The sequence below is a fragment of the Brucella daejeonensis genome (assembly GCF_014199265.1).
Taxonomy (GTDB): Bacteria; Pseudomonadota; Alphaproteobacteria; order Rhizobiales; family Rhizobiaceae; genus Brucella; species Brucella daejeonensis.
In genome coordinates, this window is record NZ_JACIJG010000011.1 from 25,932 (window position 1) to 50,557 (window position 24,626).

Below are 24,626 nucleotides of genomic sequence, written 5' to 3' on the forward strand. Positions count from 1 at the left end.
CCTGTGTTTTTTAGGTGCCCGGCGGGTTTAAAACTTTAGAATCGTTCACTTGACTTTCCCTTCGCTTTGTATTTGCAGAGTAGGTTCGATTGGAAAGCACCGTTCCCGTTTTACCGATTAGGGCCCGTTCGTGAAGTTTGTTCCGCCGCTGGAAGTGCTGTTGTTTGCCGCGACGATGTTGAGCGTCTGGTTGCTCGACACGAAGCGCAGGCATCTTCTGCTTTTTGCCCTCGGCTTTGCCAGTTTCGCTACCGGCTTTCTGGTTTTGCAAGCGCCGCCGATCGGCACTATTGCCCTGTCGTCGCCCATTGCCTCGTCATGTCATTTTCTGGGTATGGTCCTGCTCTGCGAAGGCGTGATGCAGCGCATGGGCGAACGCTATTCCCGTCTGGCGATCGTCGTCATAGGGCTTGGCCTCTTCTGCCCGATGGCCTATTTCATCGCGTCCGGAGCGACCTACCGTCAGGTCGCGTTCACGATCAATCTGGTGCTTGGCAGTCTTGTCTTCGTTCTCTGCATTCAGGCGCGCGCGCTCATGCATCGAAGCCTGATAGAGCGGGTCTTCTTTATCGCTCTTGTCCTGCTTGCCATGCAGCTCTACGGACAGGCGATCTTTTCGCTCAATCTTTCGCGCGACATCGTGCGCCCGGCCGATTTCGCCCGGTCGGGCTTCTGGCAGGTTGTCCAGATATTCGGGGCTCTTGGAGGCGCGGTCGTCGGACTTCTCGTTCTCGCCGTCACCACATCGGACCTGATGAGGGAATTGCGGGACGAGCGTGATACCGATCCTCTCACCGGCGTTCTCAACCGGCGCGGCCTGGAACGTTGCTTTAAAGCGCGGAGGAGGGCTGGCTGCGGCGTGATCATCGCGGATATCGACCATTTCAAGTCGATCAACGACGAACTCGGACATACCGCAGGAGACCGGGTTCTGGTGGAGTTTGCCCGGATCTTGCAGGCGGCGGATGCGAGGATATGCTGCGTGGGCCGCGTGGGCGGTGAGGAATTCGTTCTCGTGGTCGAGGGCGACGCCGCTGCCTGCGAGTACATGGGCAAGCTGCTGTGCCGACGCGTCGCCCGTCATGATTTCTCCGCATTGCCGGGAGGGCGTCACGTCACATCGAGTTTCGGCATCGCCATGGTGCGCGGCGGCGAGACCCTGTGGGAGACCGTGGCGCGCGCCGACCTTGCCCTGATGCGCGTGAAACGGCGCGGGCGCAACCGCGTTGCCGTGGAAGGGCTGGAGTTTCCAAGCGCCATGCAGGGCACCTATCTTCAAACTGCCTGAGAGCGGTTCCTGCTTTGACCAGGGCCACCCTGGAACTGCGTGGCCGCCCCGAATTCTTCACCCCGTAAAGGATTTGGTTACCATAATTGACGATGCTGGAAGCGATCTTCCAGTCACTGCTTTGCATGTCGTGTTCGTCTTCTGCCGGACCAACATGCAAGGCGGTGCCCGCGAAGGTTAGGCTTTCATCGGGTATCGTATCATGGCGTGTGTGACTGAAGTGTATGGCTGCGCGGCTTCGCGCGGCGGCATCAGGCTTCCTTCCGGCTTCAACGGTTTTGCGCGTTTTGCCGTTTTCGCGGCGGCCGGGCTGGTCGCGGGCGGCTGGATGATGGCCGCGCTCGGCACGCTTGAAACGGTCGTGCCGGCATTCGCTCCCCTCGCTCCGGTCTTGCGCCGCGCTCCGCTGGCAGCGCCGCAGGCACTGGCGATCGTCGATCACGCGATTGCGCCTGCGGGGAAGGCCCGGCAGAGCTTCATCAAGTCCTATACCGCCAGTTCGGCCTATTCCAACCTCGACTGGCGGCGTAACAGGAATGCCGGTGACGCGCCGATCATCGCCGAGATCGGCCCGGATTCCGTAATCGAGGACAAGCCGGTCGATACGGCTTCGCTGATCGAACTGCGCGCCGACCGCGTCCGCCGCAAAGAACCCGTCCCGGCGAAAGCCGGGGATACGGCAACGGTCGCAGCAGGCGATATGCTTGGCTATGCGCAATTGCCGACCGCTTCGCAGGCGGCGCTGGCCTTCAGCAAGATTACGCCCCTTTCGCGCGCGGAAGAAGCGGATGCGGCGGAAGAGCAAACGGACCGCGACCTGTTCGTGCCGGACGATGTGCCTCTTCCGGGTGTAAAGCCCGCAATGCGCCGCTTGCGACCGGAAACGAGGACCGAGCTTGCCTATGCGCCCGAAAGCGGTGCAACGGAAGATCCGCAGCCGGGGCTGTTCAGTCCGTTTCTCAATCAGGCTGCGCGCAGCAGGACCGCCGTCTACGACATTTCCGCAGCGACCGTCTATCTGCCGGGCGGTGAGCGTCTTGAAGCGCATTCCGGCCTTGGACAGATGCGCGATAATCCGCGCTATGCGAACCAGAAAAACCGTGGCCCCACGCCGCCGCATACCTATAATCTGCGTATGCGCGAAGCGCTGTTCCACGGCGTGGAGGCGATCCGCCTGACGCCCGCCGATGGCAAGAATCGTTATAACCGCGACGGACTTCTGGCGCATACTTTCATGCTCGGGCGCCGGGGCGATTCCAATGGCTGTGTCGTGTTCAAGAATTATGCCCGCTTCCTGCGCGCCTTCAAGCGCGGCGAGTTCAACAAGCTCGTCGTGGTGGGGCGGATGCCGACCTCATCCGGCACAGCGCGGATCGCATCGCTTTTCTGACGGACAAAAGCACTGGCCATTTCGCCGACAGATGGAAACTGTTGGTGTCGCGTCAATGCCGTGAGCACGAGACAGGCTTGTAGCGGGGAAGATAGAGGATCAAATGGCGGAGAGAGAGGGATTCGAACCCTCGATACGGTTTCCCGTATACACGCGTTCCAGGCGTGCGCCTTCAACCACTCGGCCACCTCTCCGTCTGCCTTGCTGTCGGGGAACCGCATTCGCGGTAAAAACTGACTGCAAACGTGACACCGCTTTCAGACAGGCGCTGGTTAGTCGCCAACTAGCGGGTGCGGCGCGCAATATAGCCAGAATACGCATATGTTCAACAGCTATTTGCAAGTTTTTGCGACTAAATCATAAAGCCTGTGCAAACAGGTATTTTTCCGCTTTAACTAATTGAAAATAAAAGGGTTTATTTCACTCCCGCAAATGTGCGTCAGTCCGGCTTTGAGCCGAACCGCCTCTCCATGCTATGCTTTCGCCACATCCAGGAGACAAATCCTCGGACGGTCGGGCAGGAATCCGGCGTTCGAAGCGGGACAGGAAAGGCCGGGCAGAGAATCGTGATCCGATTTGTATTGCGTAGTTTTGCGGTTGTTTTTCTGGCGCTGGCCGTGATCTTCGCGGTCCTCGATGGTGCGCGTTCAGTGGGCGCATCGCAATTCGTTGCCAAGCCGCTTCTCGCCATGTGGTCGCGCAATGCGCCCGAAACGCTGGCCGATGCTCAAGCGCTGGTGACACACCATATAGGGGAAGGCATCTGGAATTCCGTCTGCATTCCCGCACTTGGAGCGCCGGGCTGGGTTTTCTTCGGCGTACTTGCGCTTTTCTTCTATGCCATGGGCCATCGCCGGGAGCGCCCCTTGGGACGCTTTACCGCCCGATAATCAGGAGTGCATCATCAAAGGCGTCCGTGGTTCCATTCCGCACAGATAGGCACGAGGCCGAGGCACCTGGCGAGGGAAATCTCAAGCATGGCTCACCAGTGGGGCGGTTTGGTGACCGGAACTTGCGGCGCTGTCTGTTCTTCCAGCTCCAGAAACCTGTCGGTCAATGCGCTGAGCTTCTTGGAAAGCCGGTCGATGGTCTTCCACTGTTCGGCCAGGACGGACGATAATTCATCAATTGTCTTTTCCTGTTCGGCGACACGGATTTCCAGCTCGATCAGGCGTTTTTCCATAGGCATGGCCGTGGTTCCTTGCAAGGAAGGTGGAAGCGGCAGGCCGGGATGGCGCCCTGCCGCTCCGCTGTCTGGTTATTTCGTGCCGTACATGCGGTCGCCCGCATCGCCGAGGCCGGGGACGATATAGCCCTTCTCGTCGAGGCGTTCGTCGATGGCCGCCGTGAAGACATCCACATCCGGGTGCGCCTTGGTGAAGCGTTCGATGCCTTCGGGCGCGGCCAGCAGGCAGAGGAAACGGATATTGGTCGCGCCGCGTTCCTTCAGCTTGTCGATTGCCGCAATGGCCGAATGGCCGGTGGCGAGCATCGGGTCGACGACGATGACGAGGCGATTGACGATATCTTCCGGCGCCTTGAAGTAATATTCGATCGGCTGAAGCGTATTGTGATCGCGGTAGAGGCCGATATGGGCGACGCGCGCCGCGGGCACCAGATCAAGCATGCCTTCCAGAAGCCCGTTGCCCGCGCGCAGGATGGAGGCGAAGACCAGCTTCTTGCCTTCGAGCACCGGCGCGTCCATCGGCATCAGCGGCGTCTCGATCGGCATCGTGGTCAGTTCGAGGTTGCGGGTCACTTCATAGCAGAGCAGCAGCGAGATTTCCTTCAGCAGCCGCCGGAAGCTGGCCGTGGACGTTTCCTTCTTGCGCATGATGGTAAGCTTGTGCTGGACAAGCGGATGGCTGACGACTGTAACGCCCATGATCTCTCCACTTTTCTTGTTATCGTTTAGCCTAGAGCGGTTCCGGTTATAATGGAATGGTTGGAACCGCTCTATTCATTTGTTTATCGCATTATCCGACGCAAAACCGCTTCGCACTTTTGCTGGAAATGCTCTAACGGCACATTGCGCCGGAGAAAACGCGTGGCCGGGCCCACGCGCACAATTTTCTATCTCTTCGACCATTTTTATGCCGAGCGCAAGCCGCGATCACAAATGGTGCACCATCACAAAAAGGCTGATGGCGGCGGTCTGTGCTTGTATCGTTCGGCACAAGCTTTATATGCATGAATGCAAAACGTTTTCGTCATAAACCTCGAAAAGCAGGATGAGCTATGAGCCAGCAGAACGGCAATGCGGACCGCGTGGGCGCGCAAGGTGGCATGGAGCATTCTTTCGGCTTCAAGGCGGTCGACGAAAGCGAAAAGCAGGGGCTGGTCAACGACGTTTTCCATAAGGTCGCCGACAAATATGACGTGATGAACGATCTCATGTCGGCGGGTATGCATCGCGTCTGGAAAGACGCGATGATTGCATGGCTGGCGCCGTCGAAACGTCCGGGCTGGACTTCGCTCGATGTCGCGGGCGGTACGGGCGACATTGCGTTTCGCATTGTCGAGGCATCGGGCAAACAGGCTCATGTCACCATTCTCGACATTAACGGCTCGATGTTGGGTGTCGGTCGCGAACGCGCCGTCAAGAAGGGCCTTGCCGACAATCTCGAATTCGTCGAAGCCAATGCCGAGGAACTGCCTTTCGAGGATAACAGTTTCGATGCCTACACGATTGCCTTCGGCATCCGCAATGTGCCGCATATCGACAGGGCGTTGTCGGAGGCCTATCGCGTTTTGAAGCCGGGCGGGCGCTTTCTGTGCCTTGAATTCTCCGAGGTCGAATTGCCGATCCTCGACAAGGTCTATGACCAGTGGTCGTTCCATGCCATTCCGCGTATCGGCAAGATGATCACGGGCGATGCCGATTCCTACAGCTATCTGGTCGAATCGATCCGCAAATTTCCAAAGCAGCAGGATTTCGCCGCGATGATCGAGAAAGCCGGTTTCGAGCGCGTCAGTTATCGCAATTTCACCGGCGGTATCGCCGCGCTCCATTCGGGCTGGAAGCTCTAGCATATGAGCAATCTTTCCGCCGCTTTCCGGCTGATGCGGGCCGGGTGGGTTTTGACACGCGAGGGCGTTATCAGCGCGCTTCCGGTCGAAGGACTTTCCGGCCTTCCGGCTTTCGGGCACAAGGTGGCGGGTCTTTTGGCGCGTCCGCGCGCGTGGCAGATGCAGCGCTCCGAGCGCATGTCGCGGGCCATGAACAAGCTTGGACCGTCCTATGTGAAGCTCGGTCAGTTTCTGGCCACAAGGCCCGATATTGTCGGGCGCGATGTCGCTGGCGATCTGGAGCTTTTGCAGGATCGGCTCGATTTCTTTCCGCAAGCCGATGCGGTTGCGGCCATCGAAGGTTCGCTTGGCCGCAAGATAGACGACCTTTATGCGCGTTTCGATGCGCCGATAGCCGCCGCTTCGATGGCGCAGGTGCATCCGGCGGAAATATTGAAGAACGGGAAGCCTGAAAAGGTTGCGGTCAAGGTGATCCGGCCCGGCGTACGCCAGCGTTTTACCCGCGATCTCGAAGGTTTCTACATGGTCGCGCGGATGCAGGAGCGCCATGTTCCCTTCGCCCGGCGCCTGCGCCCGGTTCAGGTTGTCGAGACGCTCCAGCAGACTACGCGTATCGAGATGGATCTGCGGCTTGAGGCCGCTGCACTGTCCGAGATCGCCGAGAATATCAAGGACGACAAAGGTTTCCGTGTTCCAAACGTCGATTGGGAGCGTACGGGCCGCGATGTGCTGACGCTCGAATGGATCGACGGCATCAAGATGTCGGATATTTCCGCGCTTGAGGCTGCCGGTTTTGATCTCAAGAAACTGGCCGAAACGCTGATCCAGTCCTTCCTGCGGCATACGCTGCGCGACGGTTTTTTCCATGCGGATATGCATCCGGGCAATCTGTTTGTCGATCCTCAGGGGCTGATCGTCGCGGTCGATTTTGGCATTACCGGACGTCTCAACAAGCAGCAGCGGCGTTTTCTGGCCGAAATTCTCTATGGCTTCATTACGCGCGACTATATGCGCGTCGCCGAAGTGCATTTCGAGGCGGGCTATGTGCCGCACACGCATGATGTGGCGAGTTTCGCGCAGGCTATCCGCGCCATTGGCGAGCCGATCCACGGCCAGCCCGCCGAAACCATTTCGATGGCCAAGCTGCTGACGCTGCTTTTCGAAGTGACCGAGCTTTTCGATATGGAAACCCGGCCAGAGTTGCTGATGCTGCAAAAAACCATGGTTGTGGTGGAAGGCGTGTCGCGCACGCTCGATCCACATTTCAATATGTGGAAGGCGGCGGAACCGGTCGTGGGCGACTGGATTGCCAAAAATCTCGGGCCGCAGGGCATGTTGCTGGATGCGAAAGACAGCGCCTATTCGCTGCTGCACTTCACCCGCAAGACGCCGGAACTGGTGGCGCGTGTCGATCGTGTTTCGGTTGCGCTGGACGATATGGCCGCAAATGGTTTGCGTTTCGATGCAGCGACGGCGGAAGCCATCGGGCGGGCCGAAGCGCGTCATTCGCGCTGGGGCCGCATCGCGCAGGGCGTGATTGCGATTGCACTCGCAGCAATAGCGATCAAGCTCTATATCTGGCTGTGAAACTATTCTCTTTTGAGAGGTCGGCGACACATGGCATTGCTGGACGGTAAGCGCATCCTTCTCATCATTGGCGGCGGCATCGCCGCCTACAAGACGCCGGATCTTATCCGCCGCCTGCGCGAGCGTGGCGCGAAGGTGCGCCCACTGATGACGGCGGCGGCACAGCAATTCGTGACGCCTCTGACCATTGGCGCGGTTTCTGCCGATCATGTTTTCACCGATCTTTTCTCACGCGAAGACGAGCAGGATGTCGGGCATATCCGGTTGGCTCGCGATGCCGACCTGATTGTCGTCGCGCCCGCAACCGCCGACCTGATGGGTAAAGTGGCGCATGGTCTGGCCGACGATCTGGCGAGCGCCGTGCTTCTTGCGCGCAAAATCCCGGTCTTGATCGCGCCGGCCATGAACCCGGCCATGTGGGACAATCCGGCGACAAAGCGCAACCGCCAGACATTGGTGCAGGACGGCGTGCATTTCATCGGCCCTGAAAAGGGCGAGATGGCGGAAGGCGGCGAGGCGGGAACAGGCCGCATGAGCGAGCCGCTGGCGATTGTCGCGGCCATTGAAAACCTGCTTGATGCCGGTGCGAAGCCGCTTGCGGGCAAGCGCATCGTGATGACCTCCGGCCCGACGCATGAACCGATTGATCCGGTGCGCTATATCGCCAACCGCTCGTCGGGCAAGCAGGGTCATGCCATTGCGGCAGCACTCGCCAAGCTTGGCGCGACGGTGCATCTGGTGTCCGGCCCCGTAACTATTCCCGATCCCGAAGGCGTCGATGTGATCCACGTCGAGACGGCGCGTGAAATGCAGGCCGCTATTGAAAGCAAGCTTCCTGCCGATGCGGCGGTGATGGTCGCAGCCGTCGCCGACTGGCGCACGGAAAGTGCGGCAGACCAGAAAATCAAGAAAAAGCCCGGTGAAGGCGCGCCGACGCTTTCCATGGTCGAGAACCCGGATATTCTGGCGGGCGTCGGCCATAGCGCCAGGCGCCCCGGCCTTGTGGTGGGCTTTGCGGCGGAAACGCAAGATGTGAGCGAAAACGCGAGAGCCAAGCTTGAGAAAAAGGGCGCTGACTGGATCGTCGCCAATGATGTGTCCGGTGACGTCATGGGCGGCGACCGCAATTCTGTGCGTATCCTCAGCCGATCCGGCATCGAAGATTGGCCGGAAATGAGCAAGGAACAGGTGGCCGAAAAGCTGGCGGAAAAGATTGCCGCCAGACTTCTGGATCAGAACGCCTGATCAGGCCATATCGCGTACCTGATAGTCCTTGACGGTCGCGAAGCGAATATCCTTCCAGCGCTCGGCCTCGTAATTGAGCGAAAAGCCGTTCTGGGCAAGGAAAACCGGATCGTGATCGAGGTCATGCGCGATGTCGGCGCGGTGGGCCGCGATGAAGCGGTCGAGTTCTGCCGGGTTGTCGGCGGAAATCCACCGGCAGACCGAAAAGCGCGACATTTCAAAGCCGACCGGCAGCGAATATTCCACTTTGAGGCGTTCGGTCAGAACGTCGATTTGCAGCGCGCCGACCACGCCGACAATAGCTGGCGAACCGTCATCCGGTACGAAAAGCTGCACCACGCCTTCTTCGGCCATCTGTTGCAGTGCTTCGCGCAGTTTCTTGGCCTTCATGGCGTCATCCAGACGCACACGGCGCAGGATTTCCGGCGCGAAATTCGGCACACCACGGAACAGGATGTCCTCGCCCTCGGTCAGCGTGTCGCCGATGCGCAAGGTGCCGTGGTTCGGGATGCCCACCACATCGCCTGCAAAGGCTTCGTCGGCAATCTGGCGCGAACGCGCAAAGAAGAATTGCGGCGCCGACAGGCTCATAGGCTTGCCGGTGCGCACGAGCTTGGCCTTCATGCCGCGTGCAAGCTTGCCGGAACAGACGCGCAGGAAGGCGATGCGGTCGCGGTGGTTCGGGTCCATATTGGCCTGAATCTTGAACACGAAACCGGTCATCTTGTCTTCGGTCGAACCGACCATGCGCGCGTCGGCCTGCTGGTCGCGCGGCGAGGGGCCGAAATCGCAGAAGGCTTCGATCAGGTCGCGCACGCCGTAATTTTTCAGGGCCGAACCGAAATAAACCGGCGTCATATGGCCTTCACGGAAGGAAGCGAGATCGAAGGGACGGCAGACGCCGCGCGCCAGCTCGACATTCTCGATCCATGCCTGACGTTCGTTTTCCGGCAGAAGCCCTGCGACCTCTTCCGGGCCGCTCACCCTGGTCGGGTGCTCTTCGCTGTCCTGACGGCGCATCGTGTCATTGTGCAGATCGAAAGTACCCGCAAAGCTCTTGCCCGAACCGATTGGCCAGGTGACGGGCGCGGTGTCGAGCGCCAGCTTTTCCTCGATCTCGTCGAGGATTTCGAGCGGATCGCGCGCTTCACGGTCCATCTTGTTGACGAAGGTGACGATCGGAATGTCGCGCATGCGGCAGACTTCGAACAGCTTCAGCGTGCGCGGCTCGATACCCTTGGCGGCGTCGATGACCATGACAGCCGAGTCCACGGCGGTCAGCGTGCGATAGGTATCGTCGGCAAAGTCTTCGTGGCCCGGCGTGTCGAGCAAGTTGAAGATGCAGTCCTTGTATTCGAAGGTCATCACCGAGGTCACGACCGAAATGCCGCGGTCGCGCTCGATGTTCATCCAGTCCGAGCGTGTCTGGATGCGGTCCTTCTTGGCTTTCACCTCGCCGGCGAGCTGGATCGCGCCGCCGAATAGCAGCAGCTTTTCGGTCAGCGTGGTTTTACCGGCGTCCGGGTGCGCGATGATCGCGAAGGTACGGCGCTTGGAAACGGGATGGTCAGCGGGCATGAAAAACTCGTGATGGCAAAGGGACAGGCAGCATGAACCGCCGCAAAGACTGGCGGATCATCTAGCAGCCCTTTGCCAAAAGGTCGAGTTTAAATGCTTTGCATATATTACCGGCTCTTGATGCCAAGCCCGAAGGCGATGAAGGACCAGCCCTGGAAGATCAGGTCTATCGCGAGGAAAAGGCCAAGAATGAACAGGCTGTTGACCGGCCATTGCGCGGCAATGATGAGGCCGAGCAGCACGGTGATGACGCCGCCGGCGACGACCCAGCCCCAGCCTGCTGCGGGTTTGGACTTGAAGCCGAGCCAGACGCGGAACGCGCCGGAGCCGAGCAGTGCCGCCGCCAGAAGGAAGGTGAGCACTCCGGCTGCGAGCACCGGGTTGACGAAGGCGACGATGCCTGCCGCCGTGTAGAGAAGGCCGCTCAGCGCCCAGAAGAAGAAGCTGCCCCAGCTTTTGACGCCGAATGCGTGGATGATTTCGATAATGCCGCCGAAAAGCATCATCAGGCCGACATAGTAGACCGAGACCACGGTGGCGAGAACCAGATTGCCGAAGGCGATGCCGCCGAGGATCAAAAGCGCCACCCCCAGCGCCACGAACCAGCCCCACTTGCCGGAAAGTTCTTTCGGAAAGGTCGGGCGGTCGAAATCGTTATGTGCCATTGCCATGAGACGTCCCTCAATTTTCAAGCCTCTCGAACAATATAAGGCAAGTCCGGCATTTGACCAGCTTTTGTGCAGAACGGTCGGGATCGTCTTCGCTTCCCCTGTTCGTTTCACGGGCAAGGCATTATATCCCTTTGCTGTTGCGGCCGTTTTCCGCTTAAAGTCCACTGATGTTCGATCTCGTTTCCCACTACTGGCCGCATATATTGTTTGTCCTGTCGATCGTTCTCGGAGCGATCGCGGCCATCCATGCGACCATGACGAAGGAAGAGGTTCGAACCGCCATCGGCTGGGTCGGCGTGATCGTGCTGTCGCCCATCGTCGGGGCGGTGGTCTATGCGATTGCGGGCGTCAATCGCATCCGGCGTTCGACGCTGAGCCATCAGCGCGCCAATATGGGCAAGATCGCACTCTACCACCTGTCGCATTTCGACACGACGAACGATCTGGTGCGCGCCGCCTTTGGGCGTCAGTTCGGCGCGATGAAGATACTGGGCGATGCCGTCAGCCTCTACGATTTCACAAGCGGCAACCGTATCGGCATGTTGGAGACGGGTGACGAAGCCTATGCCGCCATGCTCGACGCCATAGGCCGTGCCGAGCGCAGCATCATGCTGGAGACCTATATTTTCGACCGGGACGGCATAGGAGAGCAATTTGCCGACGCGCTCGGCGCCGCGGTCGGGCGCGGGGTGGAAGTGCGCGTGCTGGTCGATGCGGTGGGCGCCCGTTATTCCATTCCGAGCATCGTGAGCCTGCTCAGGGAGAAGGGCGTCGCTGTCGATGTGTTCAACGGCAATATCATCATCGGGTTGCGCCTGCCTTATGCGAACCTGCGCACCCACCGCAAGATACTGATCGTCGACGGCAAGGTCGCTTTCACCGGCGGCATGAATATTCGCGCCGGTTTCGTCCGTGCCATTGCGGGCAGCGAGGTCGCCTTCGATACCCATTTCAAGCTGGAAGGCCCGGCGATTGCCGATCTTTTCCATATTGCTTCCGAGGACTGGCGTTTTGCGACCGGAGAGCTTCTCACTGGTGAGGCCTGGAAAATCGCGCCACCGGAAAACCCGCCGGGAACGGGGACGCTGGTGCGTGTGGTCGGGTCCGGGCCGGACAAGAATGTGGAGACCAACCAGCGCATGATGATGGGCGCTTTCTCGATTGCCGAGCAGCACATTCTCATCATGACGCCCTATCTCCTGCCGGATCGCGAACTGATTAGCGCGCTGGTGACGGCGGCGCGGCGCGGCGTGTCGGTCGATATCGTCGTGCCGGGCGTCAACAATCTGAAACTGGTGGACCGCGCCATGCGCGCGCAGTTCGACCAGCTTTTGAAGGATGGTTGCCGTATCTGGCGGGCGGGCGGTGCTTTCAATCATTCCAAACTGATGACCATCGACGGCGCATGGTCCTATATCGGGTCGTCCAATATCGATCCGCGTTCGCTGCGGCTCAATTTCGAGGTGGATCTGGAAATCCTCGACCGTGACGTGGCGCGAGAGGTCGAGGAGCGTATCGGCAAGGCTATCGAGGAGAGCCGCGAGGTCCATCTTGCGCGGCTCAAAAGCCGTCCCTTCCTGGAACGGCTGCTGGACCGGATTATCTGGCTCGGTTCGCCTTATTTGTAGGAATCATCCCGACATCATCCCATCTGGCCCGTGAATATTTCCGGGCTGAATTCTTCCAGAAGGCCCGTCGCCGATTTGAGATCGAGATGCGCCTTGATCGGCAGGTGATCGGATGCCAGCCGCGCCAGCGGCGTGTTGTGCACTTCAACCGATGTGACGAGATTGTGCGGCGCTCCCAGGACGCGGTCGAGCGCGAAGACCGGAAAACGCGATGGAAAGCTCGGTACGGCGGTCGCAACGTGATTGAATGTCGGCATGAGGGCGGCCAGCGACGAGCGCTTGCCGATGCGCCATTCGTTGAGGTCGCCGATGAGAAGGGTCGGCAGCGTATCGGCTTCCTGCAAGGCGGTGAGGATACTTTCGGCCTGCTGCTCGCGCGAGCGTTTGAGAAGGCCCAGATGGGCGGCGATCACGCGGAGCGGCCCCGCCGGAAACTGAAGGTCGGCAACCAGCGCGCCGCGCGGCTCGACGCCGGGCAGCTTGAGTTGCTGCACGTTGCGCACCACGCCTTCGCGAAACAGAAGCACATTGCCGTGCCAGCCGTGCCCCTTCGGCATGGTGGAGGTAATGGGGACGGGAATCAGGCCGTGACGGCGTTCGAGCAGGCCGAGGTCGAGCAGGCCGGATCGCTCGCCAAAGCGCCGGTCGGCCTCTTGCAGGGCGATCACATCGGCGTCGATCTCGCTGATCACTTCGGCGGTGCGCTGCGGGTTGAACTGCTTGTCGATCCCGATGCATTTGTGAACATTATAGGATGCAATGACGATATCGCCGCCGGTGACATTGGCGTTGAGCGGCCTGTAACCCGGCCTGTTCCGGATCGCCGTCAGAATGGACTTCGATATCCGGTTTGATCCCTTTTTCTTCAGCACCCGTTTTTCACCTGTCCGCTATTGCGTTGTGAAAGACTACTCCAGATGCCCGCGACGCGAAGCGCAGACCGGCATGGCGACCGTTGAAACAGACACCGAAACTCTCGTGCAGTCACCGGATATATATAGTCCGGTTGGGGTGCTGTTTGAATACCGGTCCCCAACTTTAGAAGTCATGTTCAGCGCACGATAAGCCGGATCAGCCTTTCCGCAAGGCCGTTATAGGGCGGTTTGATCAGATCGCTCGCCGCAGGGGCATATCTGGTCAGCACCGGCATAGCCTTGGAAAAGGTCAGAAAACCGTCATGGCCGTGATACTGGCCCATGCCGCTTGCGCCGACGCCGCCGAAGGGCAGGTCACCGCAGGCAAAGTGATAGAGCGTATCGTTGACGCAGACGCCGCCCGCCACGACGCGGCCAAGCACCATTTCGATCTCGGCGGTGTTGTCGCTGAAACAGTAAAGCGCCAGCGGGCGATCGCGGGCGAGAATTTCGGTTATGGCGTCATCGAGAAGGCGATAGCTTATGACTGGAAGGAGAGGGCCGAAAATCTCCTCCTGCATGATCGCGCTCTCCGCGGAAGGCTCCAGAACGAGCGCCGGTGTCATCAGTCGCGGACGGTCGGTGTCCGGCAGCAGTTCGATCACCGCTTCGCTTTTCCCGGCGGCATCGGCAAGCAGGCCGGCGAGCCGCGCTTCCTGCGCATCGTTGATGATGGTGGTGCGGTCCTTCCCTGCCGAGGGGCCGCTATAACGCGCCTCTGTTTCTGCGCGCAGAAGGCTTACGAATTCGTCGCGCCTGCTGTCGTGGATCAGCACGTAATCGGGCGCGATGCAGGTCTGCCCGGCATTGAAGAACTTGCCGGTGGCGATGGCGCGCGCGGCGCGCTTCAGATTGGCATTCTCGCTGACGATGGCAGGCGACTTGCCACCGAGCTCCAGCGTCACGGGCGTCAGGTTGTGCGCTGCCGCTGCCATGATCCTGCGTCCGACGGCGGTGGAGCCGGTGAAAAAGAGATGATCGAAGGGCAGCGATGCGAATTGCGCCGAAAGCGATGCATCTCCAAGCGCTACCGCGACGCGGTCGTCCGGAAATACATCCGCCAGCAGGCTTCTGAGGAATTCGGCTGTGCGCGGTGTATGTTCGGACGGCTTGAGGAAGACGTGGTTTCCGGCGGCAATCGCCGCGACGAGTGGGGCGAGCGCCAGATTGACCGGGTAATTCCACGGCGCGATGACCCCCACCACACCCAGCGGAACATAACGGATTTCGGCGCGGGCAGGCCACATTTTCCAGCCGGCCCTGCGGCGCTGCGGCTTCATCCAGCGCTTGAGCCGGTGCAGCGCCTCATCGATTTCGGAGAAGACGATGCTGGCTTCGCCAAGCAGCGTCTCATGAACCGAGCGATTGCCGAAATCGGCGCTGATGGCCTTCGCCATTTCATCGAGCCGGCTTTCGAGCCTTTCGCGCAGCCGTCTCAGATCGTCGATGCGCTGCTCATAAGCGGGACGGTTCGCAAGCCATGCCTGCCGCAGCCGGTCGAATGAGAGGTGCAATGCCTGTTCTTCAACCGCCATGGGCAAAATCCTCCGTCGAACGGGCAAAGAGGAACTGCGCGGCATAATAGGTTGCCAGCACCCAGAGGCCGTTCAGCGGAATGTCGAAACTGAAGCGCCCATAGGCAAGCAGGGTATCGCTTGCCATGAAGAAAAGCCCGCCCGCCGCTGCAAGCCGGGTGGCGTAGCGCTGCGGCGTTTCCGGTGTCGCGTCGAGGGCGCGGCTCATGGCTTGCGCGGCCATGACGCCGAGAGCGGCGGCGTAGACGATAACCGGAATTATGAGGGGTGTCGGCAATGAGGTCCACAGGCCGGCGACGATAGCGATCGCGGCAAGGGCGAAGATGACGAAGACGCCTTTATGCGCGGCAAAGCGGGCATGGCGGCAAAGCGCATAGATATAGGCGCAGTGGGTGATCAGAAAGCAGATGAGACCGGCCATGAAATAATCGCCGGGCAGCATCAGGAAAAAATCTCCGAGCGCGGCAAATACCAGCCCGAAAGCGATGGCGAACCCGTAGGATTTCGATTTTGGCCGCCCGGCGCAAAGGAGCGCGGCGAGAAGCAGCAGGGTCGCCGTCGGCTTGGTGAGATAATGCAGCCAGCGCCAGAGGGAGGCTTCGCCATTCTGGCTCAACAGACTGCCTGCGATGGCGCAGACCGCACAGAACAGAAACAGGCCGTAGAGCGTTCTGTTTCTTCCGAATTCGAGCAGGCCTTTCCGGCGCATCGTCGCTCCCCCCGTTATTTATATTTCCGGCAATATCCTTGATAAAACAGGCACCGGATTGTGCCGCCATTTGCGCGGCTTGCGCAATAGGGGCGGCCGACGGGGTTGTTGACAAGCCTTGGCTGAAGGGCGGACAGGTTTGCCGCCCAATTCGCCGAACAGGCTCAGGACAGATTCTTGCGGCGCTCGATTTCCGCTTCCGAAGGGTGATCGCTCGCAAACGAGCCGGTCTGTACCTCGCCGTCGCGCCTGTATGTGGCGGCAACCACGCCGCCCGGCGATATGGTGGAACTGACGAGCCTGAGCGAGACGGGCATGGCTCGTCGGTCGAAAAGCCGTTTCCCATTGCCCAGAATGACCGGATAGGTGAGGAGGGCCCACTCATCGACCAGATCGCTTGCGAGCAGCTGGTGGACGAGTTCGCTGCTGCCCTGCACGAGAAGGTCCGGCCCGTCGGTGGATTTCATGATCTTGAGCGAGGCGACGACGTCTTCGTCAAGGGCTTCGCTGTTCTGCCAGTTCAGGCTCTCGGGCCGATGCGTCGCCACATATTTTGTCGCATTGTTGAAGGTCCGGGCTATGTCGCCCTCGCCGGGGACGAAGCCGGGCGCGTCGGGGTCGGATTCGATCATCGGCCAATAGGCCGCGAAAATGTCGTATGTCCGCCGCCCGAGAAGCAGGTCGAAGGGCTTGGAAAAACGTTCGCCCATGACGACTGCCAGCGCGTCGTCCCAGTAGGGGACGGTCCAGCCGCCGAACCTGAACTGGCCGCTCGGGTCCTCGTCCGGTCCGCCGGGGGCCTGCATGACGCCGTCAAGGCTCAGAAATGTTCCGACGATGATCTGCCGCATCTCTTTTCCTTCCAGAGAAAGCCCACCGCCAGCGCAAGTCTATAGGTGAAAGATCGTCAGGCAAGATGCAATCGCTCGTGGCAGGGATGATGGCGGCGGTCAGATGGCCTGCCAGTTCGTTTCGGTGTTTTCCTGCCAGCCGTTTTTATGGAGAAGCGGCATGTCGTCATGGGCGGACGGCCAGCCGATGCACAAATAAAGGCTGAAGCGCCAGCTTGGCGAAACCCGGAACAGTTCCTCCATCGCGCGCGGGGAGAGGATGGAAACCATGCCCACGCCCAGCCCGAACGATCTGGCGGCGAGGTTGAGATTCTGGACCGCCATCGCGGTGCTCTGCTCCAGTGTCGATGCCATGGACTGCCGTCCGAGGCCATGACCTTCCGCGGGAGCCGTTTCGGTGAAGATGGCCAGTTGCACCGGAGCGATCTCGATGCCTTCGAGTTTCAACGTGCGGTAATTCGCGGCGCGCTCGCCGTCGTAGGTTCGCGCAGCCTCCCGGTTCGCTTCGATGAAAATATCGTGGACTGCCTTGCGCTTTATCTGGCTTTCGACGCTGAAAACCCGCCATGGCCGCGCATTGCCCACCGATGGCGCATAGTCCATCGCCGCTTTCAGCGCGTGGACCATGTTTTCGGCGATCGGCTCGCTTGTGAAATGACGCACGTCCCGCCGCCATTTCAGAAGCTGGAAAAAGGCATCGCGCTCGGAAGGGGAAAACTGCATCGACTGCCGACCGATCTGGAAAAGGAAAAGATAACTGGGGCGAATCCTGTTTAGACGGAAATGTCGGAGCCGTTCCATCCATTTGTTTCTGCGCAGTTGCAGGCAACAAAAAAGCCCGCTTGCGCGGGCTTTTTGGGCTGCTTCTGAACCTTGGTAGTGGTCCGAAGACTTGGAAATGGTGCCCAGAAGAGGACTCGAACCTCCACGCCCTTGCGAGCGCCAGCACCTGAAGCTGGTGCGTCTACCAATTCCGCCATCTGGGCGACGAGGACCCATCTAAGGGGTCGACCTGCCTCTGTCAATCGCGTTTTCGATATTCAGCCAGCTTTTTTTCAGCAGATGCTTTTTTCGCGTTGAAAAGAGTGTCGGGCGCGCGAGCGCGCCCGGAAAAAACAGCCCGACAGGCTATCAGGCTTCGAGAATTTCCTTCGAAGCGACGGTCGAATCAGCGTTGAGCCGATAGATGATCGGAACGCCGGTGTTGAGTTCCTGCTTGAGAATCTGTTCCGGGGTCAGTCCGTCGAGTGCCATGATCAGCGCGCGCAGCGAATTGCCGTGGGCCGCGACCAGAACGGTCTCCCCGCGCAGGACATGCGGCTGGATCTGGTGGAGGTAGTAAGGCCACACGCGGGCGCCCGTATCCTTCAGGCTTTCGCCGCCCGGAGGCGGGACATCATAGGAACGGCGCCAGATATGGACCTGTTCCTCGCCCCATTTGGCACGGGCATCGTCCTTGTTGAGGCCGGACAGGTCACCGTAATCGCGCTCGTTGAGCGCCTGATCGCGAATCGTCTCGAGGCTCGACTGGCCAAGCTCGTCGAGAATGTGCTGGCAGGTGACCTGCGCGCGCGAAAGGGCGGAGGTATAGGCGACGTCGAATTTCAGGCCGGCGGCCTTCAGGCGCTGGCCTGCGGCCTTGGCTTCCGCATGGCCCTGCTCGGTGAGGCCCGGATCGCGCCAGCCGGTAAACAGGTTCTTGAGGTTCCATTCGCTTTGTCCATGGCGGACCAGGACGAGGGTACGAGACATCACAGCACTCCGTTGGTGGGAAGAATCAGTCAATTATCAAGCATCCAGCCCGAGCACGTCGAGCATGGAATAGAGGCCCGGCTTCTTGCCATGGGCCCACAGCGCGGCCTTGATCGCGCCGCGCGCGAAGATCGAGCGGTCTTCGGCATGGTGCGAGAGCACGACGCGTTCGCCCGGTCCGGCCAGGATGACCGAATGGTCGCCGATGACCGAGCCGCCGCGCAATGTGGCGAAGCCGATCGTTCCGGTTTCACGCGGACCGGTATAGCCATCGCGCACGCGCACGCTGTTGTCCGTCAGAGCGACGTCGCGGCCGTGAGCCGCCGATTCTCCCAGAAGCAGCGCCGTGCCGGACGGCGCATCGACCTTGTGCCTGTGATGCATTTCCAGGATTTCGATATCGAAATCCTGCGGATCGAGCGCCTGCGCCGCTTTCTGCACGAGAACCGACAGAAGATTGACGCCAAGGCTCATATTGCCAGACTTGACGATGGTGGCATGGCGTGCCGCGGCGCGGATTTTCTCGTCGTCTTCTACAGAGCAGCCCGTCGTTCCGATCACATGGACGATGCGCGCCTGTGCGGCGAGGCCCGCAAATTCCACGCTCGCGGCGGGGCTGGTGAAGTCGAGAACGCCTTGAGCCTTGGCAAATACCGGCAGCGGATCATCGGTGAAACTGACGCCGAGCGGCCCGATGCCGGACACTTCGCCCGCATCCTTTCCAAGAAGCGGAGAACCGGGACGCTCCACCGCGCCGACCAGTTTCGCGCCATCGATGGACTGGACGGTGCGGATCAGGGTCTGGCCCATGCGGCCACCCGCGCCGACGACGACAAGACCCATTTCGCTGTTCTGCGTTTCTGCGCTCATCGGGTTTCTCCTGTCCGCAATTCTTCCGTGGTCTGTTCGGTGATGAATTCGTCATTGCCGCTCTGCAACTGGTAGAAGCGGGCATAGACGCCGTTCTGGATGCCTATCAGCTCTTCATGACGGCCTTCCTCGACCACGCGGCCTGCTTCCATCACCACGATGCGGTCGGCATTGACCACGGTCGAAAGGCGATGGGCTATGACGATGGTGGTGCGGCCCTGCATGATGCCTTCGAGCGCCTGCTGGACGCGCTTTTCCGATTCGTTGTCGAGCGCGGAGGTAGCCTCGTCGAGCAGGAGGACGGGGGCGTTGCGCACGATGGCGCGGGCGATGGAAACGCGCTGGCGCTGCCCGCCGGAAAGCGTGACGCCGTTTTCGCCCACCGGCGTGTCATAGCCCTGCGGCTGCTGTTCGATGAAATCATGCGCATGGGCGAGCTTCGCCGCCTCGACGATCTGCTCGTCGGTGGCGTCCGGGCGGCCGTAGCGGATATTGTCCGCGATGGTACCCTCGAAAAGGTAGGGCTGCTGCGAGACATAGGCGATGGCGTGGCGCAGCGACTGCTTGCTGACCTTCTCGATGTCTTGCCCGTCGAAGAGGATGTGGCCCTTGTCGAGATCGTAGAAACGCTGCACGAGATTGATGAGCGTGGACTTGCCCGCTCCCGACGCGCCGACGACGGCGGTGGTTTCGCCCGCCTTGGCGACGAAGCTCACACCATGCAGCACCGGTGCAATCTCGCTATAGGAGAAATAGAGGTTATCGAAGCGGATTTCGCCGGGGCCGGGCTTCAGTTCGACCGCATCGGGCAGGTCGCGCTGCTGCGGTTCGATATCCAGCACTTCATAGATCATGCGCGCATTGACCAGCGCCTTTTCCAGCCCGACCTGAAGGCGGGCGAGGCGGCGCGCCGGATCATAGGCGAGGAGAAGCGCCGTGATGAAGGCGAACATGGCGCCGGGCGGCTGCTGTTCCAGGATGGCGCGATAGCCGCCATAGGCGAGAACTCCGGCCACGGCAAAACCCGCCAGCACTTCGGAAATGGGCGTCGTGCGCTCCGAAACCCTGGCGATCTTGTTGCTGCGGCCTTCGGCCTGATCGATCAGCTTGCCGATCTTGTCGCGGAGCTGGTCTTCCATGGTGAAGGCTTTCACGATGGCGATGCCCTGGATCGATTCCTGCATCGCGCCCAGAAGATGCGAGTTGAGATGGACGAGGTCGCGCGTGACGGAGCGGATGCGCCGCGAAATATAGGCGACGGCCAGGATGAGCGGCGGGCCGATGACGAAGACGGCGGCGGACAGCACCGGATCCATGTAGAACATCATGCCGACGAGGCCGACGAGCGAGATGAGGTCGCGCGCGATAGACGAGACCGTCATGTTGAGGAGGTCGCGGATGCCGGAGACATTCTGGTTGATCTGCGCCGCCAGATGGCCGGAGCGGGTGTCGTTGTAGAAATCGAGCCCGAGCTTCATCAGATGGTCGAAGACCCGCTTCTGGTAGCGGGCGACCAGATTGTTGCCGATCTTGGCCAGCTCTACAGCCTGTATGTAGCCGGACAGGCCGCGCAGGATGAAGATCGCAAGCAGGGTGCTACAGATGACCCAGATCAGGCCGACCTTCTGCTCGTAGAAGATCTTGTTGATCATCGGCTCCATCATGTAGGCGAGCGCCCCGTTGGAGCCGCCGACGATCAGCGATGCGACGATGGCGATGAAGTAATTCTTTTTATATTCGCGGATATTTTCCGACATCATGCGCCGGATCACGCGGGTGGCTTCGCCCGTATCGATTTTCTTTTTTTTCTTCTTGAATAGATTCACGTGCAAAAGCGCTTTGTCTCTGAGACCGGCGGCGTCCCGCCGGCTATCGTTGAAAACACGGTTTCCATACGGCGCTCGAGCGAGAACGCCGCCATGGCGCAATTTCATTGCAGCGTTTCTATAACGTCATCCGTGCGTCATGACCATCCCATGATGCACTTCAAGGCTCTCATCGCGTTCCGGTCAGTCGATGCGCCAGCGACGCCCCTCGGTGGACACTTCGAAGCGCGAGGGAGCCTGCGCGAACGCCGAGAGTCCGGCAAGGGCGGCAAGTCCGTGCGTGATGACGCGGACCGGTATGTCGCGCATGATGGCCTTGTGCGGCGCCTTGTCCTCGAAAGCCTCGCGGAAAGAACCGGCCTTGAGCGCGGAAAGGATGCGTTGCGGAATGCCGCCCGAAAGATAGACGCCGCCATGGGCCATGAAGATCAGCGCGAGGTCGCCCGCCACACGCCCGAGATAGGTCACGAAGAGATGCAGCGTTTCTTCCGCCTGCGCATTGCTGCCGTCGAGGCCGGCTGCGGTGATGTCGGCGGGCGTCTCGAGCGTCGGGGCGATGTTGTCGGCAGCGCAGATGGCGAGATAGAGATTGCGCAGGCCGCGACCGCACAGGATCTGTTCGCCCGCGACGCGACCGTCGATGCGCTCGATATGCGGGAAGACCTGATAATCGCGCTCCGTGCGCGGCCCGATGTCGATATGGCCGCCTTCACCCGGCACCGGCACCCAGGCGTGGCGGGTGCGCACCAGACCGGCAACGCCGAGCCCGGTTCCGGGGCCGAGCACGACGCGGGTGGCGACCAATTCGTCCGGCTTGCCGCCGATCTGCTCCAGATGATTGCCTTCGAGCGACACGACGGCGAGAGCCTGCGCCTCGAAATCGTTGAGGACGGTTACGTCCTCGAAGCCCAGTTCCGATATCATCTGCTTCGGGCGGACGACCCAGTCGCAATTGGTCAGGTCGATCTCGTCACCGTCCACGGGACCGGCCACCGCCAGAATGGCTGAACGCGGGCGGATGGCGGTATGGTCGAGAATGCCGTTCTGGATCGCCTCGTCGATGGTGGCGTAATCCGCCGTCTGGAGAACGGGGAAATGCTTCGGTTCCGCATTCGAATCCACAAGGATGGCAAAGCGGGCATTCGTGCCGCCGATATCGCCGACGAGTACCGGAAACTTGAAACTCTGTTCGGTATCGATAGTCGCTTGCATGTCCTCTCCCCGGAGCGGTTGGGTTCAAAACGGAATGGCCGAAACCGCTTTGTCTTGTCTTTCGGTGTTCAGTCTAGCGCCTTGATCAGCTTTTCCGCCGTCGCGCGGTTGAGCGCCATCGGAATGTCGTACACGCTGCCGAGGCGCGTCAGGGCTTTCACGTCGACATCGTGCGGGAGCGGCGACAGCGGGTCGATGAAGAAGATGAGCACCTTCACCGTGCCTTCCGCGATCATTGCGCCGATCTGCTGGTCCCCGCCGAGCGGGCCGCTCTTCACCCGCTCTATGCGCAGCGAGGAGCAGGCGTCGAGAATGAGACCGCCCGTCGTGCCCGTTGCCACGATATCGTAGCGGGACAGCGCCTGCTCATGCGCCTTTGCGAAGGCGACCATGTCGTCCTTCTTCTGGTCATGGGCAATCAATGCAATGCGCAGGCGCTCGGTCATGGGGCGGAAATCTCCAGAATTGATAACCTTGTCATTTTCACTCTAAATCGTTTTAAATCTATAGTGAAGCCATGAAGCGCTGAAAAGGGGCTTTAAAGCGTGTCGCGTTCAATCATACTCAGGCGGCACACTTTAAGTTTTTGTTTTGACGCATGTCTTTATCCCGAAACCGGTTCCCACTTTCGGGAGACATGCTCTAGGGGCAGTTCCCGCTATTGGCTGCTGAAGGTCACGTCGGCGACCGAATTGGGCGCGGGACCGTCGAGGACGGCGGCGCAGGCTCTCGGCAGGTCGGAGACCATGACTGGGCGCGGCTTCTTCGTCGGTTTCTTCGATGGTTTTGCCGGTTTCCACGGTTCGTCGGTGAACCACCAGGCAAGCGACTTGTCGCAGCCGTCGCCGGGCGCGACTTTCGCCTGCGATTTGCACTGGGTAGAGCCGGGCTGGCAGGTCAGGCGCACATGGAAATGATAGAAATGGCCCCAATAGGGGCGAACCTTGCCGAGCCAGCTTCTGTCGCCGGTAACGGTGTCGCAAAGCTCTTTCTTGATGCCCGGATGCACGAAGATACGCTCCACTTCCGGGTAGCTCGCAGCGTGTTTGAGAAGGGCGGTGCGGGCAGGCGTCCATTTCTTCGGATCGACATAGAGCGAATCCGGCTTCAGCATGGAGACGGCGGAGACATTTTCGCGCTCGGCGTCGGTGAAGCGCTTTTTCGGCATCGGCGTCAGCCAGATATCGGCATCGAGGCCGACCTGATGCGAGGCGTGGCCGGTCAGCATCGGGCCGCCGCGCGGCTGTGAGATGTCTCCGACGAGAAGGCCGGGCCAGCCGTCCCTCGACGCATCGCGGGACAGTTTTTCCAGAAGGCCGATCATGCGCGGGTGCCCCCAGCGGCGATTGCGCGAAAGGCGCATTACCTGCCAGTTCGGGCCATCTGTCGGCAGGGCCACAGCGCCCGCCAGGCAGCCCTTGGCATAAAAGCCGATGGATTGCGGTTTCTGCGTCAGGACCGGCAGGGCCTGCGTGCCGAAGGCCTGCTTGGCAGGCATGTTTTCGGCACTCGCCAGTGAAGGCGCTATTGCGATTAGCAAAGCGGTGAGAGCGAGACGCGACCGGAATTTGGAACTGCATTTCTGGGTCATGGGCCGATTTCCCGAAATTTGGACACGAATCATTCGCGCATGATGCGGGGATTATGCGGTGCGTCGTTACAAACGGCAATCAGCGCCAGTTGTTCCTGCTCCACATTTCGGAGAAGGCCGAGCGGTAGTCGGGATAGGCGAACTCATAGCCGAGCGCGCGGATACGCTGGTTGGAAACGCGCTTGTTCTCGCCGTAGAAAGAGCGCGCCATGGGCGTCAGGTCGGCTTCCTCGAAGGGCACTTCCGGCGGAGGTGTCGCGCCCATCAGTTCCGCCGCGTAAGTGACGACATCCTGCGGCGGCGAAGGCTCGTTGTCGGTGATGTTGAAGATGCCGCTGCTATCGGTGCCCGAAAGAAAGCGCAGGGAGCCCGCAATGTCATCGACATGGATGCGGTTGAAAACCTGGCCCTTCTTGACGATGCGCCGCGCCGTGCCGCGTTCCAGATTGACGAAAGCATTGCGGCCCGGACCGTAAATGCCGGACAGGCGCAGGATCGCCAGCGGCGTCGCGTGTTTTTCGGTTAAATGCCGCCAGGCCTCTTCCGCCTCGAGCCGTTCGCGGCTGCGGCGGGAAACCGGTTTGCAGGACGCGGTTTCATCGACCCATTCGCCCTGATGGTCGCCGTAGACGCCGACCGTGGAGAGATAGCCGATCCAGCGGATCGTGTTGTCGGGGTGACCGAGCGCCTCTTCCACCAGCGCAAGGGCCGGGTCGCCGTTTTCGCCGGGAGAGATCGAAACCACCACATGGGTCGATCTGGCGAGCTGGTCGGGAAGGTCCGGCGACGTGCCCTCGTCGCCGAAGAGCAGCGGTGCGATGCCGGACTGCTCCAGCTTTGGAAAATTGCGCTCGTCCCGCGTGGTGCCGGCAATGCGTTCGACTTCGCCGGTCATGCGGCGTGCGAAGGTTTGCGCGGAATAGCCGGCTCCGAACAGAAAAATACGCAT

General features: G+C 60.5%; 23 protein-coding genes and 2 tRNA genes. 7 read left to right on the forward strand and 18 right to left on the reverse strand.

What is annotated here, in order from left to right:
• Positions 1 to 130 precede the first annotated feature (130 nt).
• Together FHS76_RS14575 and FHS76_RS14580 are read left to right on the forward strand one after the other, a co-directional pair.
• Positions 131 to 1,288 (forward strand): GGDEF domain-containing protein, encoded by a 1,158-nt coding sequence (locus tag FHS76_RS14575; RefSeq protein WP_183654046.1) that lies wholly within the window; start codon positions 131 to 133, stop codon positions 1,286 to 1,288.
• 202 nt (positions 1,289 to 1,490) lie between these two features.
• Positions 1,491 to 2,678 carry a DUF2778 domain-containing protein gene (locus tag FHS76_RS14580; protein WP_183654048.1) on the forward strand — a complete coding sequence of 396 codons (1,188 nt, stop codon included), beginning with the start codon at positions 1,491 to 1,493 and terminating at the stop codon, positions 2,676 to 2,678.
• 104 nt (positions 2,679 to 2,782) lie between these two features.
• Here the strand turns inward: FHS76_RS14580 and FHS76_RS14585 are convergent.
• Positions 2,783 to 2,872 (reverse strand) — tRNA-Ser (locus FHS76_RS14585).
• A gap of 372 nt (positions 2,873 to 3,244) precedes the next feature.
• On the opposite strand from FHS76_RS14585, the gene FHS76_RS14590 reads away from it, so the two are divergent.
• A complete protein-coding gene (locus FHS76_RS14590) occupies positions 3,245 to 3,568 on the forward strand; it encodes a hypothetical protein (RefSeq protein ID WP_183654049.1) in 324 nt (107 codons plus the stop codon).
• Between the two features lie 92 nt (positions 3,569 to 3,660).
• On the opposite strand, the gene FHS76_RS14595 is transcribed toward FHS76_RS14590, so the two are convergent.
• Positions 3,661 to 3,867, reverse strand: a complete 207-nt coding sequence (locus FHS76_RS14595) for a SlyX family protein (RefSeq protein WP_183654052.1) — start codon at positions 3,865 to 3,867, stop codon at positions 3,661 to 3,663.
• Positions 3,868 to 3,936: 69 nt separating this feature from the next.
• Positions 3,937 to 4,563, reverse strand: coding sequence for a uracil phosphoribosyltransferase (gene upp, locus FHS76_RS14600; RefSeq protein ID WP_183654055.1), 627 nt, complete (start codon positions 4,561 to 4,563; stop codon positions 3,937 to 3,939).
• A gap of 353 nt (positions 4,564 to 4,916) precedes the next feature.
• Here upp and ubiE point away from each other — a divergent pair, with 353 nt between their 5' ends.
• From ubiE to coaBC, 3 genes are read left to right on the forward strand one after another with little or no spacing between them, the layout of a single operon-like run.
• A complete protein-coding gene (gene ubiE, locus FHS76_RS14605) occupies positions 4,917 to 5,708 on the forward strand; it encodes a bifunctional demethylmenaquinone methyltransferase/2-methoxy-6-polyprenyl-1,4-benzoquinol methylase UbiE (RefSeq protein ID WP_183654058.1) in 792 nt (263 codons plus the stop codon).
• Between the two features lie 3 nt (positions 5,709 to 5,711).
• Positions 5,712 to 7,295 (forward strand): 2-polyprenylphenol 6-hydroxylase, encoded by a 1,584-nt coding sequence (ubiB, locus tag FHS76_RS14610; protein ID WP_183654061.1) that lies wholly within the window; start codon positions 5,712 to 5,714, stop codon positions 7,293 to 7,295.
• A gap of 30 nt (positions 7,296 to 7,325) precedes the next feature.
• Positions 7,326 to 8,540 carry a bifunctional phosphopantothenoylcysteine decarboxylase/phosphopantothenate--cysteine ligase CoaBC gene (gene coaBC, locus FHS76_RS14615; RefSeq protein ID WP_183654064.1) on the forward strand — a complete coding sequence of 405 codons (1,215 nt, stop codon included), beginning with the start codon at positions 7,326 to 7,328 and terminating at the stop codon, positions 8,538 to 8,540.
• Here the strand turns inward: coaBC and FHS76_RS14620 are convergent, their stop codons facing one another.
• Together FHS76_RS14620 and FHS76_RS14625 are read right to left on the reverse strand one after the other, a co-directional pair.
• Positions 8,541 to 10,118 (reverse strand): peptide chain release factor 3, encoded by a 1,578-nt coding sequence (locus FHS76_RS14620; protein WP_183654066.1) that lies wholly within the window; start codon positions 10,116 to 10,118, stop codon positions 8,541 to 8,543.
• 107 nt (positions 10,119 to 10,225) lie between these two features.
• The gene (locus FHS76_RS14625) at positions 10,226 to 10,789 is read right to left on the reverse strand and encodes an HdeD family acid-resistance protein (protein WP_183654069.1); all 564 of its coding nucleotides are present in this window, start codon (positions 10,787 to 10,789) and stop codon (positions 10,226 to 10,228) included.
• 167 nt (positions 10,790 to 10,956) lie between these two features.
• Here FHS76_RS14625 and FHS76_RS14630 point away from each other — a divergent pair, with 167 nt between their 5' ends.
• Complete coding sequence (locus FHS76_RS14630; protein ID WP_183654073.1) at positions 10,957 to 12,417, forward strand: phospholipase D-like domain-containing protein; 1,461 nt, start codon at positions 10,957 to 10,959, stop codon at positions 12,415 to 12,417.
• A gap of 14 nt (positions 12,418 to 12,431) precedes the next feature.
• On the opposite strand, the gene FHS76_RS14635 is transcribed toward FHS76_RS14630, so the two are convergent.
• The 13 genes from FHS76_RS14635 to FHS76_RS14695 form a co-directional block, all read right to left on the reverse strand.
• On the reverse strand, positions 12,432 to 13,289 hold the full coding sequence (locus tag FHS76_RS14635; protein WP_183654076.1) for an endonuclease/exonuclease/phosphatase family protein: 858 nt from the start codon (positions 13,287 to 13,289) through the stop codon (positions 12,432 to 12,434).
• A gap of 179 nt (positions 13,290 to 13,468) precedes the next feature.
• The gene (locus FHS76_RS14640) at positions 13,469 to 14,866 is read right to left on the reverse strand and encodes a coniferyl aldehyde dehydrogenase (protein ID WP_183654078.1); all 1,398 of its coding nucleotides are present in this window, start codon (positions 14,864 to 14,866) and stop codon (positions 13,469 to 13,471) included.
• Complete coding sequence (locus tag FHS76_RS14645; RefSeq protein WP_183654081.1) at positions 14,856 to 15,575, reverse strand: lysoplasmalogenase; 720 nt, start codon at positions 15,573 to 15,575, stop codon at positions 14,856 to 14,858. The genes FHS76_RS14640 and FHS76_RS14645 overlap by 11 nt, the downstream gene beginning before the upstream one ends.
• Before the next feature lie 164 nt (positions 15,576 to 15,739).
• Positions 15,740 to 16,426, reverse strand: coding sequence for a dihydrofolate reductase family protein (locus FHS76_RS14650; protein ID WP_183654084.1), 687 nt, complete (start codon positions 16,424 to 16,426; stop codon positions 15,740 to 15,742).
• Between the two features lie 99 nt (positions 16,427 to 16,525).
• Entirely contained in the window at positions 16,526 to 17,149 is a 624-nt protein-coding gene (bluB, locus tag FHS76_RS14655; RefSeq protein ID WP_183654087.1) for a 5,6-dimethylbenzimidazole synthase, read from the reverse strand.
• A 176-nt stretch (positions 17,150 to 17,325) separates the two neighbouring features.
• A tRNA-Leu gene (locus FHS76_RS14660) sits at positions 17,326 to 17,412 on the reverse strand.
• Positions 17,413 to 17,557: 145 nt separating this feature from the next.
• On the reverse strand, positions 17,558 to 18,178 hold the full coding sequence (locus tag FHS76_RS14665) for a 2,3-bisphosphoglycerate-dependent phosphoglycerate mutase (RefSeq protein WP_183654090.1): 621 nt from the start codon (positions 18,176 to 18,178) through the stop codon (positions 17,558 to 17,560).
• A 36-nt stretch (positions 18,179 to 18,214) separates the two neighbouring features.
• On the reverse strand, positions 18,215 to 19,048 hold the full coding sequence (gene dapB / locus FHS76_RS14670; RefSeq protein WP_183654093.1) for a 4-hydroxy-tetrahydrodipicolinate reductase: 834 nt from the start codon (positions 19,046 to 19,048) through the stop codon (positions 18,215 to 18,217).
• Complete coding sequence (locus FHS76_RS14675) at positions 19,045 to 20,874, reverse strand: ABC transporter ATP-binding protein (protein ID WP_183654097.1); 1,830 nt, start codon at positions 20,872 to 20,874, stop codon at positions 19,045 to 19,047. Before FHS76_RS14675 ends, dapB begins: the two co-directional genes overlap by 4 nt.
• 183 nt (positions 20,875 to 21,057) lie before the next feature.
• Positions 21,058 to 22,086 carry a glucokinase gene (locus tag FHS76_RS14680; protein ID WP_183654100.1) on the reverse strand — a complete coding sequence of 343 codons (1,029 nt, stop codon included), beginning with the start codon at positions 22,084 to 22,086 and terminating at the stop codon, positions 21,058 to 21,060.
• Positions 22,087 to 22,154: 68 nt separating this feature from the next.
• Positions 22,155 to 22,532, reverse strand: coding sequence for a methylglyoxal synthase (locus tag FHS76_RS14685; protein WP_183654103.1), 378 nt, complete (start codon positions 22,530 to 22,532; stop codon positions 22,155 to 22,157).
• Positions 22,533 to 22,744: 212 nt separating this feature from the next.
• Positions 22,745 to 23,677, reverse strand: a complete 933-nt coding sequence (mepA, locus tag FHS76_RS14690) for a penicillin-insensitive murein endopeptidase (protein ID WP_183654107.1) — start codon at positions 23,675 to 23,677, stop codon at positions 22,745 to 22,747.
• Between the two features lie 79 nt (positions 23,678 to 23,756).
• Positions 23,757 to 24,626, reverse strand: a complete 870-nt coding sequence (locus FHS76_RS14695; RefSeq protein WP_183654110.1) for an SDR family oxidoreductase — start codon at positions 24,624 to 24,626, stop codon at positions 23,757 to 23,759.